Here is an 18,594-nt window from a genome sequence, read left to right on the forward strand (position 1 = left end):
CTGCATCACTTAGCGGCCAAAGATCTTGTCGATGCCGCGACCGAGTTGCTTCTGCAGGTAATTCTCGGCTGAATCCTGGACCGCCTGCACCCCTAATTCGGTCACGACTTTTCGCACGCCCGACGAATCCAGACGAGGACGCGAGAACGTTCCTTCGATCGGCAGCGTGACCGGTTGTCCGGCCAGGCCTTGCAGATTGCTGCCCAGCCAACGGGCATCCAGCGGCACCTGGGCGATCAAATTCAAGTTGCCATCGAACGAAACATTTCCGCTGGTGACCACTTGGGCGCGGTCCACTTCAAAGAACATTCGTTGGTGGCTGACAACGCCGCGATCGACTGTAAAGTCGACGGTTTGTGCAGGCACACGAATCAGCGTCGTCTCGGGATTCACAGCGGCTTGCGGTGTTCCGATTGATGCGAGCGAGCGAAGTTGTTTGATTCCACCGATGATTTGGTTTGCCATGGGACCGGAGTTCATGTCGATCGAATCGATGTTCAACCGTCCCACCACGCGGCTCTGCTCAGGTCGATCAATAACCACGATGGCTTCGTCGATGTCAGCACTTAGCGTTCCATCGATGCGAGTGGCATTGGCTGCCAGCGGCGCCAAATACTTGAGCCAGCGATCGGTCATTTCAGGGGTCAGTCGGATCGATTCCGCCACCTGGCCTGGTTCAACTCGCATCCACAGCGGCCCTGGCCGATAATGGACATCGCCGGCAATATTCAATCGGCCTTGATCGACCGGGATCGAGGCAGGTGACACGAAAACGCTCGTCTCGGTCAACCGTACCGGAATATTGGCCTGACCAAACTGCACCCCGGCGACTTCGCCCGATTCCCAGCCAAGGTTAGCCATCACACTCATCGCAATGTGCTCGTCGGATTGACGTTTGAGCGCGATCTCGATCGGAGTCTCTTGGACGCCTTGCAATTGAATTTGCATTCCGGCAAGTTCGCTGAGTCGTTTGGCGACCTCCGTCATTTTGATTCTCGCAGGACCTTTTACCGAAACGTCCCCAAGCGAATCATTCCAAACCGCGTGGCCGGTTAAACTGGTCGCGAACCAATCGCTTGATAATTTCAGCGAATCGGTCACCACGCCGCCACTGGTTGGGTCGACATGAATCGTGCCGTTGATTTTTACATTCGGTTCAGCCCAGACCACTCGTGAGCCCGCATTCAGGCCACCTAAGACGGTCGTATTCGGATTCGCTGCGATAGCCCCCGTCGCGTTACGAACGGGGCCAACCAATTGCGAAGCCGCACTTGCCTGAGAGGGTTGGACGACGGCGACGCCTTTGCCATTCATCTCGGTCTGGACGGCATATCGACCCTTTTGACTGGTCACAATAAAGCGGCCGTCACAGTCGCCCATCACCAACCATTCATCGGTCTGGACCGTTTGGCCCGGACGGTAACCAACTTGGCTGATCGCAGGAACGACTCGGTTTGCCACTCGCGTTTTCATACTGCCTTGGATGCGTTCTAGCTTGGCTTGCCAAGCGATTTCGAGATCGGTTCGCTCGGCATTCCATTCACCTTCGATGGCCGCGGAGATGGCGTTTCCGACAATCGTCAAGGATCGGCAATCCAGCGACGACGTCGTCCAGTCATAGTCGCCACTGAAATGCAGTTTGATTTCAGGTTGACTGAAATAGCGGTCGGCGTAGGCCATGTGGGGCTGCGTCAACTCGATCGTCGTGCCGGTCAATCGGCCGCCTGACGACGAGACATCGGCACGCGCATTCATCGTGAATCCACCGTCGAAATCGTGCAGTTCCGCTGGCAACCAGGGACCAAGCGTATCGGCCAGCGCTTCGAGCCGTCCGTCGCCTTGGATACGCAGCGGAAACCGCGTGTTCGCATCGGGGTGTTGGATCCCTTGAACAAGTTCCGCTCGCAGATTCAGCCCGCTGCTCGACAGCGTGGCGTTTGCCACCGACAGCGATTCAATCTGGCCCGCTTGCCATTGGCCCACCGCGTCGACATTCATTCGCAATGCGGGGTGACGCAGCCGATTTCCGCCAGGCAGTTCGATCAACAGGTCTTTGGCGTCGGCATTGCCCGTCAAACGCCACTGGTCGCCACCAGAGGCATTCCAGTGGATCTTGCCACGCGCGGAACCGGCTAGCGATGAACTGGATAAATCGATGATCGGACGCAGCATGTTGGCCAAGCGACCAAAATCGACTTCGATGTCGGTTGCCCCACTTTGTAAGTTGCCTTGTCCGCTAGCTGCCGCAAAGGAACTGGTTAATTTGAATTGTTCGGCTTGGATGCGGTCTTGGTTACTCGAAACGATTGCAGTCATCTCGACCGGGTCGATTACCACCGCTTGGCCTCGCGATCGCGCACGCAGTGCGTCGCTGCGCAGACTCAAACGTCGCCGGCGAGCGTCACTTGACGGCAATGATTCGATTGTGGCCAGAGCTCGTCCCGAAACCAGTTCGGCATCATTTCGGATTGGCAAAACGCCGGGCAAGGCATGATCGAGTGCCGCCAGGTCGACTTCGGCACTGGCGGTTCCTTCGAGTGCATCAAGCCAACGCACCGGATTGTCGCTTGCACCGACGAGGGTGATCGAGGTCGAAAACGCGCCATCGAGCTTCAGCGAGGCAAAGTCGGTCGTCGCAACCAATCCCTGGCCAATGACACGTTCGTTTTGTAACGTCAAGCGGCCATCAAGCATCGCAAGTTTGTTGGTCCAGCGGCGGGTGTCTTGTTGTAGGTTTGCCGCCTCGAGATTGCGAACTTGGAATTGAGTCACGTCGGCGTCGACCGATCCATCACGGCTGCCGCGGATTTTTAAATTGCCGGTGGCATCGCCTACCAATTGAGCTGGAATCTGATCCGCATAGGCACTCATGCGTCTGCGAACCAAGGAGACGACGGATAACGGCAGCGAATCACAGGTCAGATCGATATTCCACGGCGAGGTCGAACTGGGGTGGTCGAGCGAACCAAAATCGAACTCAACTGCTCCTTGCAGCGATCCCTGGCTGCCACGGGGCTCGGCCAAGACGCCGGTAAATCGACTCTGCAATGATTCGCCGCGAAGTTCAAACTTCGTGCTCGCTTGGGATAATCGCCAAATCTCGCCGCTGGTTGCGTCTTTGACCGTCAACGTGACGTCGCTGATGTCGACCGTGGCGGTGGTGGCGGGGCCCTCGGTAGCCGGTTGGTCCAACAGGATTCGCAGGTCCTCTTCGACACTGCTTTGGCCATCGCGAACATCACACTGGATGTCGACTCCACGCACCAGGATCGCACCAAGATCACTTTTCATGGTCCCGATCAGGTCCATCACGGTCAATTCCGTGTCGAGTTGCTCGACTCTGAATTTGCTGCCCGCTTCGCGTCCCTCGATCGCCAACCCGGTGATCCGTAGCGGCGTCACCCAGCCAACACGGATTCCGTCGGCGGTAGCATCAAAACCGTAAGCCGCAGCGGCGCGAGCGACCATCGATCTGCCGACCGGCGAATGGCTAACCAGACTGGGGGCGGCCAGCATCAAGAATCCAACGAACAGCAGTCCGCCGAGCAGGTAGTATCGCCGCCGTCGATTGCGATTTTCGCGACGGCGATGCGTTTGTTCCTGCTGCGTTCGCTCGAGTTGATCGAGCAAAAAGTCGTCGGTGGTCACAGGCACATCCTTGCCGCCAATGTAACGAAGAAGAGAAGATCCGGACCACAGTGTAACGGCAACGACCCCCAAACCCCAAGATGAGTTTTTGTACCACTCTTGGCGACTTTTAGCGACTTTTGCTGACCAAATCAGCGGAAGTGGGCGGAGTTTGGTACGAAAGCTGCCTCGTAAATACTAGAATGAAACCAACCGGTGTCTTTCTTGGCGGATCTTTGATAGCGGCTGAATCAAATTGATTCTGCCGACTGCGGCACCGACGAAAACCCTGACGCTTTCTTTTCTTTCGAAGTCGACGGTACAAATCATGATTTACAAGCTCGTGCTTAAAAACGAGGTCCCTGGGCTCAATCGGCGTAGTTGGACATTCAAACCGCCAGTGTTGTTGGGACGCGATCCCGATTCTAACCTGTGCATCAACCATCACTCGATCAGTCGCCAGCATTGTCAATTTTCGCTCAACGGCGACGAGGGCTTGGTGATCAAAGACTTGGGGTCGACCAACGGAATCTACGTTGATGACAACCGAATCCAGCAACATGTCTTGATGCCGAACCAAGTCGTGCAAATTGGTGCGTTGGAATTAGAGATTCAATTTTCATCCCCAGATGAACTCGCGGCGTCACAGCATTATCCACGCGAAGGTAACGTAGATCGCACCCGTCCGCTGCCGGTGTACCAATTGGATGCTCCACCGGATCCCAAGCCGTGGTGGCGCCGCGTGCTGGGGTGATCCCCCAGTCGCATTAGCGAAAGATGAAAATCGATCGCCTCGCCTCGGCCACTAAGCAGTTAGGCAGGAGTGTTTCAGTAAATTGGCCGTTTTGGCGAACGCTGTGAAGCATTTCTCTTTATAGGGTTTGTGCTAATTTCGCGTAGCGGAAGTCGTCAAGACTTTCGTTGCATGGTATATGCGTCCCCCCGAAACTCTTGACGAGTTCCGCTACGAAATGCTTCACAGCGTTGTCCCAAACGGCGAACGGGATTTCACCCAATGATCCTGCGTCCTTGATCCGGCCTACAACTCGCCCGCAAATACAATTGCGCAACTTCAAAACCGACGTGTCAACCGATCGCACTTTGAATCCGCGTGACCAAGGGGCGAGTCGCTTCGGCAGGGCTACACAATTGGTAGGTCGATGCGGCGAGGAAACGGTTTCGCCACGGCGGCGAAAGAACGCGGTAGTCCTCCAGTGCGGCTGAGCTGAACTTGTAATCGTGCGAATCGTTGCCTTTCAAAAACACCAAACGTCTCGCATGATCGACGACATCTTGCGGATTGCCGCCGGACGATAACAGTTGATACATCTGAAGTGATGCCTCTTTCCGGCTCTTGCCCATCGTCTCGAACACGTCGGCGACCGTAGGCGCATGATCGTTGGGCTGCGTTGATTCGAGTTCATCGATGCGAGTCTCGTTCAACGCACCACGTCCGACTGCAGCATCGCGAAACATCGGTAGAAACGATGCGTTTTGCAGCAGCAGCACTTTGCGTGTCTGCTCGTCTGCCGCCGCCGTAAAGGCGTGATGGATCGCGTTGGTGGTGGTGACGGAGTGCAGCGAAACGATCCCTCGCTGCCGCATCAATAATTCGCCTGCCGCAGCAAATAAACCGTTCCAAATCGACTGGACAGCGATGTTTTTCTCAACCAGTTCCGCAACGAATTCGCTGGCTTCGATCGGTGAACAATCATGCAGCGTCCGCACCAGATCTCGCGTCGCTACATCATCGATTGTTCCACCGGCAAGCGACGCGGACATGTTTTTCGCGGCGACGCGGTTGATCCGACCAGGCCGATCGGCTTCCAAATCACTCGACGACGGATTGGGTTCGCCGTTGTGATTGAGCATCGCGTAAACAAGACTTCGCATCACCGGTTCGGCATACTCCCATCCAATTGTTTGCAACGTTCGGAAGGCATTGGACAGATAGATCACTTTATGTCCAATGCTGCGAAAGTCACGAGCGGCGTAGCCGCTGAGTACTTCAAAGACACGATTGGCGCCCGAGTGACGAACCAGCGAAGTGATCGCGGCATCGGATGCCGATTCGTCCCATCGGTCCAGCGCCGTGCGGAGCGCCTTTTCGGCTTGATTGGCTGCGGGCAATGCCGATTCGTCGACCGCCGGCAGCGTCCAATTCCCTTCTCGCACATCGCGTGCTTGCGAGCTTTTAAAGTTGTCGATGGCCCAGAAGATCGGCAACCAACGGTCCTCGTCGGGGCCGCTAATACTGGCCAAGTGAGCCGAATTGACGACCAGCACCGCATGGAATTTGAATCCCACCGAGGGCCGTGGTTCGACATTGCGCACGCCCGCTAGCAACAGTGCGGCGAGCAGTTCGCGATAGCTGAGTCCCGCTTTGACGCGTCTCGCCGTCGCTTCGATGATCGATTGCTGGGGCGTTTCTTCTAAAAACCTCACCAGTGGCTCGATGTCACTGGAAAAGCGTGCGATGCCACGGTCGATCGTGACATCGGCAGCCGAGAGGGGCCCCAAAGACTGCAGCAAGCCGCTGAGTCCTAAACCGGCCGCCGTGGAAGCTAAGAAAGTCCGCCGCTGTAACGCTGACATTTGATTCTCTCCGGTAAACGAGTCTTACCGTCGATTGTAACGAGTTCGCCAGCAAGTGACCCACAAATAATCACGTCGCGAAAGTCGCCAAGATTTTTGAGGCAAACACTGGTTGCTGGAACGAAACCGTTATCGTTGGGGGCGGCGTTCAGAGGGATGTGATGATTTCGTAGAGTTCTTCGGCAGAGGTCGCTCGACGAAGTTTGGATCGCTTCGCTTCGGTGCCAACCAGCTTGGCGATCTGAGCTAGGTTTCGTAGATGCTCATCGGGCTTGCCGGAGGGACTGATCAGCATGAACACGATCTCAATTGTTGAATTTGTTAGCGGGCAGATGACTTCCGTTTTAGGACGTCCAACGATGAGCACGGCTCGTTCCACCTCGTCTGTCCAGACATGTGGCAATGCAATTCCGTGCCCGAGCAAACTGGTGTAGTCTTCCTCACGCTTCCACATTTCATCGAGTAGGCCGTCCGGCTGAACTCCTGGATTCGTGTTTTGTAATTGGACAATCATCTCACGGTACAAATCAAATAGTTTGTGCTGATCCGAGAGAATGACGTTGCTGGGCGAGAGAGGAATGGTGCTGCGGGTGTCTTCCGATGTCGCGTGATAGACCAGCCATGCACGGTCGCCATTGCCGACGACGGAGGGACGTTTGGTAGTCACTCCGCGCCCGTTGGCAGTCATCAACACATTGGCAGGCGACGGAGTACCGTCGGCAGCGTGAACGACTTCCAACGGTACCGATTCACTACCAGATTGCATCCAGCGGTTCAGCGGGATTTGATCCCACACTTTATCGCCGACTAACAAGTGTGCATTCTCCTCCGTTTCGTATCCAGATGGCTCCCAGCGGAATACGGAACCTTCAACGATCTCGGACCAACGGCGACACAGCATTCGATTGAGGTCGGGATTGGGTGTCAGTGCAATAAGGTTCCCGCAACTGTAAAGTTGAGGATGAGCGTCGGGGGCCATCAGCATTGCATCTTCGCTGAGTGCGGTGTGCCCTTCTCGCATCGCAACACGAACGTCTCTTGCGTTGGTGTCGATCACAACGACTGGAATGTCTTGGGCTTTCAAGAAGGAAGCGACCTTACGACCAACGGGGTTTGCGCCAACAATAATCCAGCCCGAAGCGACTGGTCGCAGAACACCGAGCAAACCGCCGACCATGCCGGCGGTCATCCCTTGCGCGAGTACCGTCCCCGCGATCACCGAATACGTAAACGTTTCCAAAAAGGTTGCTTCCTCCACACCGAGCTGCTTTAGCTGGAGGGTGAATAACGAGGCCATTGACGCGGCGACGATGCCTCGCGGAGCGATCCAGCTAAGAAACAGCTTGTCCTTGATACCGAGCGTGCTGCCGTACATGGAAAAGAAGATGTTCAACGGACGCACTAACAGCATGATTCCCAACACCACTGCGGCGATCTTCCATCCATAATCCAGGAATGCGGCGAGATCGAGGTTTGCTGCCAGGAGGATGAAGAGCAGCCCGATTAGAAAGTCTTTGAGTTCCACTTTATAGGAAACGATACTGCGCAATTGCGGCGTTTTTCGACTACCGAGAACGAGACCGGCGACCGTCACGCTCAACAGGCCACTTTCAGAGATCACAAGATCGGCCAAACCGAAATTTAACATGGCCATCGAAAGCACGAAGATATTCGTGTGATCTTCTCGAATCCAGCCACGTCGCATCACCAGATCAAGCAGAAAGCCGAACGCCATTCCGAACATGGCGCCGGCGAAGAATCTCATCAGGAATTCGGTGACGACAACTTGATGACTACCGTCCGTGCTAACATAGAATTCGTAGCACAGTAGAGCGATGAAGACTCCAATGGGATCAATCAGCACGCCTTCCCAGTGCAAGATGTGGTGAAGACGTTCACGCACACGAATGCGGTGCAACAGCGGTCCGATCACGGTCGGCCCCGTCACGATGACGAGGCTCGCAGCAAGGAAACAGAACGCGGGATCAAATCGGAACAGCGTCCAAATAAGTAGCGTGCTTCCGATCCAGGTGACAAGAACCCCGATCGTGAGAACTCTACAAATCTCTTTGCTCGCTGACCGGTAGCCTTTCAGATCAAGAGTCAGCCCGCCTTCAAAAAGGATGATTGCAACCGCCAAAGAGATGATCGTGCTCAGCCCACTTCCGAGGTCCGATGGGTTCACGATTCCAAGGACCTGAGGCCCTGCAATCACGCCGCCGATGAGTAGCACGACGATTGCTGAAACTTGTAAGAAGCTAGCCACCGTGAACAGACAAACGCCCAAGGCGGCAGCGACCGTGAACGTTGTGAGGATTTCGTTAGAATGCATGTTGTGAGGCCTGATCCGTTAAACGCTAATCCGAATGCGAGGCCCCGTCTGATTTTTCAGTCGCTTGCACAACTCGACGTGCCCCGTGGAGCTATTGGGCAGAGCAAACCTCGAGCTGACGTCTCTCTCGGACAACATGATGTCCTTGGCCGTTTGAATTTCGAAACCTAATTGGCCAATGTGGGTCGGTAACGGTTCCTCCCTTTCAAGAAACGAGTTCTTGCTGGGATTCAGTTGTGACCGAGTCGTCGACGAAAAAATCGATGACTCCCGTCTTGACGTCATACATCGCACCGACGACCAGTAATTCTCCAGCATCGACTGCGCCGCGGATTGCATGACTGCGGTTAACGATTTCTCGAACCGAGCGTTGGACGTTCCTTTTGGCAATCCGATCAACACATTCATCCTTTGCGTCCGGGTGCATGGTCGCGACACCCCGACATTCATTGCCTTCCACCGATTCTTGAATTTCAGAAACGATCGCATGCAGGTGCGGACGACCGCTAGCCTGTTGGGGATCGTTTCGTTGATCCAAGAAGTTTACCGACGAGGATATGGCACCGCAACGTGTGTGCCCCATTACGAGCACCAGCTTTGCACCGGCCACGGTAACCGCGTACTCGAGACTGCCCAATGAGTTCGTGCCGATGACATTGCCAGCCACACGCACACTGAAGATGTCGCAGATGCCGAGATCGAAGACCAGTTCGGTGGGAACACGCGAATCGATACAGCTCAGCACTGCGGCGAGCGGAGGCTGCCCACCGGCGGTAGTGTCAATTGGCCTACCGTAGCCACGTGAAATTCGACGATCCGTATGAAACCGCTTATTGCCATCGGCGAGGATTTCGAGCACTTGTGCTGGGGTCAGGCTATCTTGAAGTTCCCGGGTCGAGTAGTCCGCGAACTGAATTTCATCATGCAGGTCGTACTTGTCGCGGAAGCCACGCAAGCCGACACTCAATCCGCGAGCAGGACCGGTTTCCTCTTTGAATTCTCGAATCAAACTCAAGACGTCAGGATCAATGTAGTCAGACTCCGACGCGTCGAGTAGCAATTTCGACCCCGGCTTTGCTTGATTGAAAATCGTGTCCAATGCTGCACGATTGAGAAAGCTGACTTGATTCGCTAGTTCTACATGCACCACGTCGCCGTCAATGTGCGTCTCAACAATTCGGCGAATCGGACGACGCAGATTGCTGTTTAGAATGAACAGGACACTGACGACCAGCCCGATCACGATTCCAATCAGCAGATCGCTATACACGATTGCGACAACGGTGATGATGAAAGGCGCGAATTGATACCGGCCCTGTTTCCACATGCTGCGGAACAACTCGGGACTCGCCAGCTTCAGTCCGGTGTGAATCAAAATTGCTGCCAACGCCGCCAGCGGGATCATGTTCAGATAGACGGGAAACAGCCCCACGCAAACAAGCAACAAGACACCGTGAAGGATTGCAGACCGCTTTGAAACGGCGCCCGCGTTGATGTTGACCGAGCTGCGGACAACCACGGATGTCACCGGAATCCCGCCGATCAGTCCGGCGACGACGTTCCCTGCACCTTGGGCCCACAATTCACGGCTGCCTGGAGAATTGCGGCGACGCGGGTCCAGTTTGTCCGAGGCTTCGAGATTGAGCAGCGATTCCAACGAAGCAACAATCGCAATGGTCACGCCCGCGACGTAGACCGCTGGGTTCGTCCACTGGGAAAAGTCCGGAAACATAAAGAAACTGCCGAACTCCGAGAAGCTATCGGCAATCGGAATCTGGACCAAATGACTCGTGCCAATCGACCATTCGTTGCTAAGACGCGAAAACAGAAGCTGTAATCCAACCCCAAACAGCACGACGACAAGCGGAGCTGGAATACCTGAGTTTTTGAGCGGTTTCAAGCGGGCCCAGAGCACAAGCAGAGCAAGCGAGGCAAACCCGACAACGGCCGCTCCGAAATGTACCTCGCCTTGGAAGATCGTTGCGATTTCGGAGAACGTATTTTCGTGATCCGGCTGCGAGAACGACATTTCACCTTCGGGATCGTTGTCGTGGCCGAGTAAGTGGGGAAGCTGTTTGAGAATCAGGATCACTCCAATCGCTGCCAAAAGCCCCTTAATCACACTTGACGGAAAAAATGCAGACAACGCTCCGGCTTTCGCAATCCCAAGCCCGATTTGAATTACTCCCCCGACAACAACCGCAAGCAACAGCGCATCAAATGCGCCAAGGTTCGCAATCTGTGCGGCAACCACAGCTGTCAGACCTGCCGCTGGCCCGCTGACGCTGGTATGCGAACCGCTCAGAGCACCAACCACGATTCCGCCAACGATGCCAGCTACGATTCCAGAAAACAGGGGGGCGCCCGAGGCAAGTGCAATGCCAAGACACAACGGCAAGGCCACGAGAAAGACAACGAGGGATGCTGTAGAATCTCGAAATATATTGTTTGCCAGTGATGTCGGGGCGTTTGTGTCATCCATGCATGATTCCATCGTGAGTCCAAGTTAGCGTCTGCGTCAATTGCTGTTGCCGCCGGAATTACCGCGGTGGCTTTTAAGTTTGCGCCACGGCGCAACGCAAAGGCTGTGCCGCGATGTTGGTTACTCCGCATGGCTCTCCGTTTGTCTGTTAGCGTATGGGAATTCCGTGGCTTTGCGTTCGGGGATCGCTTTTACCCGTGAATCAGAAGCAACCTAGGACTGACACCCATCCCGGCCACTCCCCACAAATCGGATCCCCGGTCAGCTTGTTCAACTGCCTATTGAATGTCGTATCGCAAAACAACAATCAGCCTCCGAGCGTTAACCCACGGTTAACGGATTCGAATCGGACGCTAACGCTTTGCGGCTGATTTGATCGACAGCCCGCGGGTCCATCAGAAATCCAAGTTTTGAAAACAAGTCACTTACCCCAACCGTTGTCGAAATTTAGTCTCGGCGACTGAATTTCTTTCACGCCCCTCTCCATGGAGTTTTCGATGAGATTGCGAAGCAGGCTGAGCTTCATCCACGCTGTAACGGGGCTGGCATTGCTGTGTCTTGGTTTTTCGGGGGCTTGGCATGTACTCCAGTTGCAGAAGCGTAACTCGGAGATTCTCAGCAATAACGTTGCGAGCATCCGCGCCGCGGAGGAATTGGAATTGATTGTTCGTGAAATGCGTCACGGACTTGACCGATACCTGCTGACTAAAGACCGAGAGTATTTGCTGCTTGCGATACAGAATCAAGACGCCGCCAACGAATGGATCAACCGAGCGGACGGCTTGGCGGGAGGCGACGACGAGAAGGCACTTGTGGCCGTCATTCGCAGCGGCATCGACAATTACTTTTCCCAACTGCACCAACTGGTTGATGATCCCGACACGCAGATTTCTTCAGAACGAGTCGAGGCATTGGAAGAAGAAATACTGTCGAAACAAGTCTTGGTTACCTCACGCCGGTATCTCAATTTGAACGAAAGTGAACTTGAGGAGAGTAGTTTGCGAAGCGGATCGATGGCATTGAAATTGTCGTTGGCCATGGCATTGCTCGGAGCCTGTGGTGCCGCCGTCGGGCTGGTGGCTGGTTACGGCGTGGCCCGCTCGATCAGTCGTTCGATGTACTTACTTTCGGTTCCTATTCGCGACGTTGCGGGGAAGTTGGATACGGTGGTGGGGCCAGTTGAAGTATCCGCTGACCCCAGCCTGCAAGATTTGCAGCATGTGCTTGAGACGGTATCCACACGAGTCGGCAGCGTGGTTGAGCAACTTCAGAATAGGCACAAGGAAGTGATCCGCGCCGACCAACTCGCTGCTCTCGGGAGACTTGGTGCAGGGTTGGCGCACGAGCTTCGCAATCCGCTGATGTGTATGAAAACGCTCGTTCAATCGGCTCGTCACAATAAGTCAAACCTTGACGCGGACGATCTCGCGGTTTTGGATGATGAAATAACTCGCGTCGACAAACTGCTGCAAACGTTTCTTGATTTTGCCAAGCCATCTTCACTTGTTTCGAAGCCGGTTGATCTGCGAGAGATTGTTCACCAAACATTCGCTCTCGTCACGAGTCGAGCCGAGACACGAGGGATTGAGGTGACACGTTCGATGCCGGATGATGCGATGCCAGTTGATGCGATGACGGTTCAAGGCGATGCAACGCAGTTGCGGCAAGTGCTTTTGAACCTAATACTCAACGCGTTTGACTTCATTCCCAACGGTGGAAAAGTGGATGTGACGGTCGCGGCCGACCATGACGTGTCGTCTAAAACGTCGATAAAGGGGACAAGTTCGAGGTGGGTTAGCTTGAGTGTTGCGGACAATGGTTGCTCATTGCCTGAGGAGTCGGAGCGAATCTTTGAGCCTTTCTTTAGCACCAAAGAACTTGGACTCGGTCTTGGACTGCCCATTTCTCGGAAGATTATCGGCGATCATGGCGGCACCCTCGAAGCGAGAAATCGTGACGGGGGCGGGGTAATCGTCACAGCAAGGTTGCCTGTCTTGTGCAGTACGCAATAAGTCGACCGATAAACGAAACAAACTCCGACTGCAACCGCTTCTGATTCCCGCCATCGCTACAGGTTAACTCGCACACTTGCACTCGTTGCCAGTCGTTGCCAGTCGCGGCGAGACATCTACGGTGGAATACTCATCGCCAGACGGTTGGCGCCAGACGGTTGGCACGGCTTTGGTTGAGTCGCAACGAATCTTCTCCGCCGACGTCAACGTGCTTACCGGTGACTTGAAGGAGGAACGAAACTCTTGACGTGTTTCGCTACGGACATGCCCAACACTACGCGGCGCGTTGCTTTTGGCCTGTCTCGCGCAGACGTTGCTGCAGTGCGTCGACGGTTCGCTGCGTTGCTCCTTGATGCTCAGCGATCACGCGGCGAGCGGCTCGGCCTAGTGCATCGGCGCTGGGGATGTCGGTCAGACATCGCTCGACAAATTGCTGCAGTTGTGGGGCGTCCGCGACGCGAACGGCGCCTCCGGCCTCGATCAACTGGTTGGCGATCTCTTTGAAATTTTTGGTGTCCGGACCAAAGGAAACCGCGCTGCCATAGGCGCCCGGTTCGAGCATGTTTTGGCCACCACGACTTCCAAAGCTGCCGCCCACGGTGGCAATTTGGCTGACGCCCCACCAATGCCGGAGCTCGCCAATGGTATCGACAAGGATCACGGTATCGGCATCCCAACTCGTTTCATGCAGCGACCGATCGACCGAACGCCGATGGACGTTCAATCCCGCGTTGGAAACCAGGTTCGCCACAGCATCAAATCGTTCGACGTGCCGCGGTACCAACACCAGCCGCAACTCGGGGTGCTCGGAAACCAACGACTTGTAAATCTTGATCGCCATGGTTTCTTCGCCCGGCTGGGTACTTCCAACCACCCAAACTCGGTTCCATGGATCGATGCCTGCCCACTGGATGCGGGATTGGACGTCGACGGTTTCGCGATTGTTCGGCGCGTTGTCGAACTTGATCGAACCGGTTGTCTCGATTCGGTCGGCCGCCGTTCCACAGGCGACGAAACGCTGTGCCGTTTGTTCGTTTTGAGCGCCAACCCAAGCGAGTCGTGCAAACGTCGCCTCGGTTAAGAAGGCAAAACGCTGGTATCCCGCCGCACTCCGCTGGCTCAGCCGGGCATTGGCGACCATCACCGGACAACCTTGATTCGTCGCGATGCGAATCAAATTCGGCCACAGCTCGAGCTCGGCCAGCACCAGCATGTCGGGCGACAAGTTTCGTAGCGTTCGCTTGACCGCCCAGCTAAAGTCCAGCGGACAAAAGAAAACGCGATTCGCGCCATACAACTTCACCGCCAAGTCGTAACCGGTGTCGGTCGACGTGCTGACGACAACTTGATGTTCGGGATGCGTTGTTTTTAAACGCTTGACTAGCCCGCTGATCAGGTTGACTTCGCCAACGCTGACTGCGTGCAGCCAAATCGCCGGCTTGCCTGCCGTCAACGACCCCGCGTGCGACTTCGAGATGCCCCACAGTTTTTCGCGGACGCCGCGACGGTACCGCCCGTGCCGGATCATGCGATACATGACCACGGGCGAAAGCAAAAATAAGGCGGTGGCGTAGAGCAGGTTGGCGAACATCGGAATCCTTTCCGAATGGACAAGAAACTAGCGACTCAGAAAAAAACTAGACCACCGGGCCGCTCTTTCGCATGCAGCACGATTTGTACTTTTTGCCACTGCCGCACGGGCAGGGATCATTACGTCCAACGCGAGGCTCGGCGTGACGCACCGGATCGGGACGTGATTCGTTGTCCTGGTTGCTCGATTCAGCAGCACGCTGAGCCGGCGACTCGAGCTCCTGGCGTGGCGCACTGGCCGCATTAGGGTCGTTGCGGCTGGTGGTTGCTTCCACCCATGTGCTGCGGATGAATTCTTCGTTGAACGATTCCATGCGGAAGATCAAATCGGTAACCCGCTCGCCAATCGATTCCCACATCGCGTCAAACAAACGCATGCCTTCGCGTTTGTATTCGACTTTGGGGTCGAGCTGAGCGTAGCCTTTCAAGCCCACGCTGCTGCGCAAATGGTCCATCGTTAACAAGTGATTCTTCCAAGCTTCATCGACGATGCTCAGCAAAATCTGGCGTTCCATCCGTCGCATTTCGGGATAGAAACGATCGTCCACGGCACCATCGACTGCCAACGACAATTCGTGGCGGTTCATTCGCAACAAGTCTTCTTTGATCGCACGGTAGTTGAACTCTTCCTTCAACCAGTCGGCAAACTGCTCGAGACTGCCGTTTTTGCCCGAGGCGACAGCCGCCGTGGTGTCTTTTCCTGCATTACCGAACAACTCGTTCAGTTTGCGCTGCGCGACTTCGTTTTTCTCTTTCGCAGCCCCGCCTGCCTTGCGACTGAACTCGACGAGCTGAGCCTTCAAATCGTCTCGATTCAAACGCACTTCGTCGGGAGTCAGTTGGGCACCAAACCGGTTTTGCACCCAATCGACCAACCCTTCGCGGTCGAGCGAAATTTGGGCACCCTGTTTTTCGGTGAAGCGAGAAATGCCGGCGATGACGGGGTATTCCGACTCTTTCTGCGTGTAAGCTTCCTCAGCACGCTTGTAAAGCGATTCGCTGACCTTTCGCAGATCTTCGACATCGCGGAATTCGTCAGGAGTCGTTTCGATTCCGAATTTGTGACGCATCCACGCACACATCGTTCGTAGACCAAAGTCGGCATCCAGAAACGGTTCACCCTCGGTCAAATCGACTGTGCCGATTCGCTCGTGAGCCTTCTGAATCAATTCGTCGGTCAGTTCATCACGATCCAACTTCTTCAATTGGTGTTCTTGGTAATTTGTGCCAAGCCGGGTGTTAGCCCAGTTTGTCATCGCCTTCCAATTCCACTCGTCTTCCATCGATTGCGGAAGATTCTCTTCGATGATCTCGTGCACGGTGACTTCCGCAGCACGTTCGGCTTGATCCACTGCGTAGACCTTGGCCATCTCGAAATCCATGTTCTGGAAATCGCGTGATTCGAGTTGGCAATCGAGTTGGCTGCCGGCATAGGCGGCGAACGTATCGACACCGTAGTTGGGATCCAAGAACGTGTTGACGAACTTTTCGATTTGAGCCCGAATCAATTCCAAGATCATGTTGCGAGAGCTATGACCGTCCAACAAGTTTTGGCGATAGCGATAAACTCGTTTGCGCTGCTCGTCCATCACTTCGTCGTAATCGAGCAAGCTCTTACGAATTTCGTAGTTGCGTTCTTCGACCTTCTTCTGGGCCGATGCGATCCGCCGAGTCACCATCGAATGCTCGATCGCTTCGCCTTCTTTCATGCCCAAGCGTTCCATCATGCTCTTGACGAAATCACCGGCAAAGATCCGCATCAAGTCGTCTTCCAACGACAAAAAGAAGCGGCTCGAACCGGGGTCGCCTTGACGACCACAACGACCGCGAAGCTGCAAGTCGATTCGGCGTGATTCATGACGCTCGGTACCGAGCACATACAATCCGCCGAGATCGCGAACCACGTCACCTTCTTCGCTCATCTTTTCGCGAGCGTCGATCTCTTCGACCAAGGCGTTCCATTCGTCGTCGGGCACTTCCAAACGGGTTGGATATTTGTGTTGTAATTGTGCCCACGCCATCGTTTCCGGGTTACCACCGAGCACAATGTCGGTACCACGACCGGCCATGTTCGTGGCAATCGTGACCGCGTTGATTCGACCTGCTTGCGAAACGATGTCCGCTTCACGTCCGTGGTTCTTCGCATTCAAAACGTCGTGCTTGATGCCGCGACGCTCGAGCAATTCGGAAAGACGCTCGCTTTTTTCGATACTGACCGTTCCGATCAAAACCGGACGTCCGCTGCGTTCGATCGATTCGATCTTGCTCATTTCGTACGTTTCGGGATTCTTTTCTCCCTTGGCAATGATCACGACTTCGTTTTCGTCGCTCTTTTGGATCTTGCCCCAAACTTCGTTGCCATCTTTCAGATTGATGACATCCCATTTGTGTGCCCGTTCGACTTCGTCGGCGAGCGCCTTGAATTTGTCTTTCTCGGTCAGATAGATCAAATCGAGATGTTCGATCCGCTTCATTTCGCGGTTCGTTGGAATCGCAACGACATCGAGCCCGTAGATCTTCATGAACTCGGTCGCTTCGGTCATTGCCGTTCCGGTCATCCCGGAGAGCTTCTTGTACATCTTGAAGATGTTTTGCAGCGACGCGGTGGCGAACGTTTGGGTTTCTTGCTTGATCGGCACGCCTTCTTTGGCCTCGACCGCTTGATGCAGTCCGTCGCTCCATTGGCGACCTTCCATCAGACGTCCGGTGAATTCGTCAACGATGACAATTTGGCGATCTTTGACGACGTAGTTGACGTCCAATTTGTACAGGTAGTGCGCTTTGAGTGAGTTGTCGATTAAGTGCGGCCATTCCATGTTGCCCGCGGTGTAGAAACTCTCGACTCCCGCCAATTTTTCGGCCTCGCGAACCCCTTCGTCGGTCAACGTGACGTTGTGCTGTTTTTCATCGACGGTGAAGTGCACTTCTTTCTTCAATTGCCGCGCGACACGGTCCGCATCGGCGTAGCGACCGAGATCCAAATCGGCGGGGCCGCTGATGATCAGCGGGGTCCGGGCTTCATCGATCAGAATGTTGTCCACTTCGTCAATGATCGCGTAGTTCAGCGGTCCTTGGCATTGTTGAGCTTCCTTCGGATAGCGATCGTCACCCTTGGCGGCCGGACGCATGTTGTCACGAAGGTAGTCAAAGCCGAACTCGTTGTTCGTTCCGTAGGTGATGTCACAGGCGTAGGCAGCTTGCTTTTCGGCGGTCGACATTCCCGACTGGATCGCGTTGACCGTCAATCCCAAGTTCATGTACAGCGGTGCCATCCACTCCATGTCACGACGGGCCAAGTAATCGTTGACCGTGATCACGTGAACGCCCTTGCCTTCGATCGCGTTCAGGTACGCTGGCAACGTCGCCACCAACGTCTTCCCTTCCCCGGTCACCATTTCGGCAATGTTGCCGTTATGCAGCACCATCCCGCCGATCAGCTGGACGTCGTAGTGACGCATGCTCAGGAATCGCTTGCCCCCCTCGCGACAGACCGCGAAGGCTTCTTCGAGAATATCGTCGAGCGTTTCGCCATCGCGGAGCCGCTTGCGAAAGTTTTCGGTTTGTTGGCGGAGCTCTTCGTCGCTCATCGCCTCGTATTTGGGTTCCAATTCGCCGATGGCCTCCGCCCGTTGGCGAAGTTTTGCGACATGGCGAGCATTCGCTGAACCGAAAACCGAGGTGATACTGCGTTCCACAGCACCGAAAGCGCCACCGAAGATAACGCCGCAAATATCAAAAAGTCGTTCGAAGAAAGACATATTTTTCGTCGGGGTAAGGTCGTATGCGATTCGGGGGAACCGCAGTATCTGGATGAACACGTCTCAAACACACAGGCTTAAAATGCCCACCACGAGAGCAGAACCCTGTGTACGTTTGATCCGTCGTCGCGAGCGTCAATATGACACTTTTGCAGGTCAACATGAAGGTTGTGGCAAATCCAGGACCGAGCCGGAAGC

8 protein-coding genes are annotated in these 18,594 nt (G+C 55.0%); 2 read left to right on the forward strand and 6 right to left on the reverse strand.

Annotated features, from left to right (window positions below; translation table 11 throughout):
• Positions 1-9: 9 nt before the first annotated feature.
• The gene (locus ABD971_RS33865; protein WP_345328123.1) at positions 10-3,648 is read right to left on the reverse strand and encodes an AsmA family protein; all 3,639 of its coding nucleotides are present in this window, start codon (positions 3,646-3,648) and stop codon (positions 10-12) included.
• Between the two features lie 307 nt (positions 3,649-3,955).
• On the opposite strand from ABD971_RS33865, the gene ABD971_RS33870 reads away from it, so the two are divergent.
• Positions 3,956-4,381 (forward strand): FHA domain-containing protein, encoded by a 426-nt coding sequence (locus ABD971_RS33870; protein WP_345328124.1) that lies wholly within the window; start codon positions 3,956-3,958, stop codon positions 4,379-4,381.
• Between the two features lie 332 nt (positions 4,382-4,713).
• On the opposite strand, the gene ABD971_RS33875 is transcribed toward ABD971_RS33870, so the two are convergent.
• From ABD971_RS33875 to ABD971_RS33885, 3 genes are all read right to left on the reverse strand, one after another.
• Complete coding sequence (locus ABD971_RS33875; RefSeq protein WP_339936430.1) at positions 4,714-6,222, reverse strand: hypothetical protein; 1,509 nt, start codon at positions 6,220-6,222, stop codon at positions 4,714-4,716.
• Between the two features lie 148 nt (positions 6,223-6,370).
• Positions 6,371-8,554 carry a cation:proton antiporter domain-containing protein gene (locus tag ABD971_RS33880; RefSeq protein WP_345328127.1) on the reverse strand — a complete coding sequence of 728 codons (2,184 nt, stop codon included), beginning with the start codon at positions 8,552-8,554 and terminating at the stop codon, positions 6,371-6,373.
• A 205-nt stretch (positions 8,555-8,759) separates the two neighbouring features.
• Positions 8,760-11,036, reverse strand: a complete 2,277-nt coding sequence (locus tag ABD971_RS33885) for a bifunctional SulP family inorganic anion transporter/carbonic anhydrase (RefSeq protein WP_345328129.1) — start codon at positions 11,034-11,036, stop codon at positions 8,760-8,762.
• Positions 11,037-11,533: 497 nt separating this feature from the next.
• On the opposite strand from ABD971_RS33885, the gene ABD971_RS33890 reads away from it, so the two are divergent.
• Positions 11,534-13,048, forward strand: coding sequence for a sensor histidine kinase (locus ABD971_RS33890; protein ID WP_345328132.1), 1,515 nt, complete (start codon positions 11,534-11,536; stop codon positions 13,046-13,048).
• A gap of 274 nt (positions 13,049-13,322) precedes the next feature.
• Here the strand turns inward: ABD971_RS33890 and ABD971_RS33895 are convergent, their stop codons facing one another.
• Both ABD971_RS33895 and secA read right to left on the reverse strand, forming a co-directional pair.
• Positions 13,323-14,639: a 3-deoxy-D-manno-octulosonic acid transferase gene (locus ABD971_RS33895; RefSeq protein WP_345328134.1), complete on the reverse strand. Its 1,317-nt coding sequence runs from the start codon at positions 14,637-14,639 to the stop codon at positions 13,323-13,325.
• 46 nt (positions 14,640-14,685) lie between these two features.
• Positions 14,686-18,396, reverse strand: coding sequence for a preprotein translocase subunit SecA (secA, locus tag ABD971_RS33900; protein WP_345328137.1), 3,711 nt, complete (start codon positions 18,394-18,396; stop codon positions 14,686-14,688).
• Positions 18,397-18,594 lie beyond the last annotated feature (198 nt).

Source organism: Novipirellula rosea, from assembly GCF_039541335.1.
Classification (GTDB): domain Bacteria; phylum Planctomycetota; class Planctomycetia; order Pirellulales; family Pirellulaceae; genus Novipirellula; species Novipirellula rosea.